At 62.8% G+C, this 1,677-nt stretch carries 2 protein-coding genes; both read right to left on the reverse strand.

Annotation, left to right across the window (positions count from 1 at the left end; translation table 11 throughout):
* Window positions 1–163 precede the first annotated feature (163 nt).
* Window positions 164–1,045 carry a TIGR01777 family oxidoreductase gene (locus ACH2EH_RS10905; RefSeq protein WP_395141583.1) on the reverse strand — a complete coding sequence of 294 codons (882 nt, stop codon included), beginning with the start codon at window positions 1,043–1,045 and terminating at the stop codon, window positions 164–166.
* Window positions 1,046–1,051: 6 nt separating this feature from the next.
* The coding region (locus ACH2EH_RS10910) for a threonine synthase (protein ID WP_395141584.1) at window positions 1,052–1,677 on the reverse strand (626 nt) is incomplete at its 5' end.

Consider the following 1,677-nt stretch of genomic DNA (forward strand, 5'->3'; position numbering starts at 1 on the left):
TCGGTCTCGCCCGGTCCCTCCCCGATAAGAACCAGCGGGCTGTTGGGGTTGCCCTCGCCAAACACCACATTGGTACGCGTCTCCCAGAGCCCGCAGTCCTGGCATCCTAGAGCCTCTGCTCGGAGTGCCTCAATCTGAGATTCTTTTTCCGTCATAACAGTGTTTATTGTACAACGTCCGCCAGTGCTTCGGGGAGAGTTGGCCAGCGGAACGTATAGCCGAGTGCGAGGGCTTTGGTGGGAACCACGCGCTGGCTGGCGACCAAATAGTCGGCGAATTCGCCGACCAAGGCTCTGAGGGCAAAAAGCGGCACGGGGAAGCGAGCAGGCTTGCCTAAGGCGGCCCCGAGCGCGTCTGCGAGCGCTTGGGCGGTTACCGGGTTAGGGGAGACGGCATTGAGCGGACCAGAGACCGTCGGGTTCTCTAGGGCCAGCGAGAACAGCCCAAGGACATCGTCGCGGTGGATCCACGGAACCCACTGGCGGCCGTTGCCTAGCGGCCCGCCGAGCCCCAGCTTCCAGGGGGAGAAGGGGACTTGTGGCGGATTCACCATGCTCTCAATCACCCCGCCCCCGCGTGCAAAGACCTGCCCGATCCGCAGAAAGACCACACGACCGCCACTCTTCACAGCCTCCTGCGTGGCTTCCTCCCAGCGGGCACAGACATGGGTGAAGTAGTCCGGCACGGGGACACTCTCCTCGGTAATCTCATTATCGCCGTGGTCGCCGTAGAAGCCAACGGCGGAGGCGTTGAGAAGGACTTTCGGACGCGCGGAGGCGAGCTTGCGCGTGGGTTCGACCCGGCTATAGAGAATCTCATCGCGGTACGTCTCACTCCAGCGCTGTGCGGCTACCGACGCCCCACAGAGATTGATCACGGCATCGGACTGCGCCACGGCATCGCGCCAGGCCGTTTCGTCGTCCCAGGAAAGCTGGTTAGCCCGCGCAGTGCGGCTGAGTGTCTGCACCGTATGCCCTACTGCTGCCAGCGACTCCAGCAGCGGCTGGCCGATAAAGCCCGATGCGCCCGCGATTAAAATTTTCATGGTGTGTTAGTTCTGAGCCAGCGCCCAAGCTTCCAGATACTTGAGCCCGCTCCCCGTATTGAATAACACCACACGCTCGTCTTTCTGCACCAGGTTTTTCTCCAAGAGCTTCTGGAGCGCTGCCAGCGTTGCTGCGCCTTCGGGCGCGCAGAAGAGGCCCGTGAGCGCGCAGAACTGCCGCCAGGCCGCGAACATCTCCTCCTCGGTGACCGCCAGAGCACAGCCGCCCGACTTGCGAACCGCGTCAAGAATCAGAAAGTCGGCGATGGCGCGCGGAACCCGCAGACCACTGGCGCTGGTCTGGGCGTTCTCCCACGGCGTGGCGTGCTCGGTGCCTTCCTCAAATGCCCGTACAATCGGGGCACAGCCTGCCGTCTGCACCGAGATCATGCGGGGGCGCTGGCTCCCAATCCACCCGAGCTGCTCCATCTCCTCAAACGCCTTCCACATTCCGATCAGCCCCGTGCCGCCGCCCGTGGGGTAGATAATCACGTCGGGTAAGTGGCCGTCGAGCTGCTCAAAAAGCTCGTAGCCCATGGTCTTCTTGCCCTCCAAGCGGTACGGCTCCCGCAGGGTCGCCATATCGAACCAGCCGTGCTCCTTGATGCCTTTCTGCACATGGGCATTGGCAT

Source organism: Armatimonas sp., assembly GCF_043760365.1.
Lineage (GTDB): Bacteria > Armatimonadota > Armatimonadia > Armatimonadales > Armatimonadaceae > Armatimonas.

Excerpts from the sequence above, each read along its gene's own strand:
- ACH2EH_RS10905 (WP_395141583.1), bottom strand. The coding sequence starts at position 1,045 with ATGAAAATTTTAATCGCGGGCGCATCGGGCTTTATCGGCCAGCCGCTG.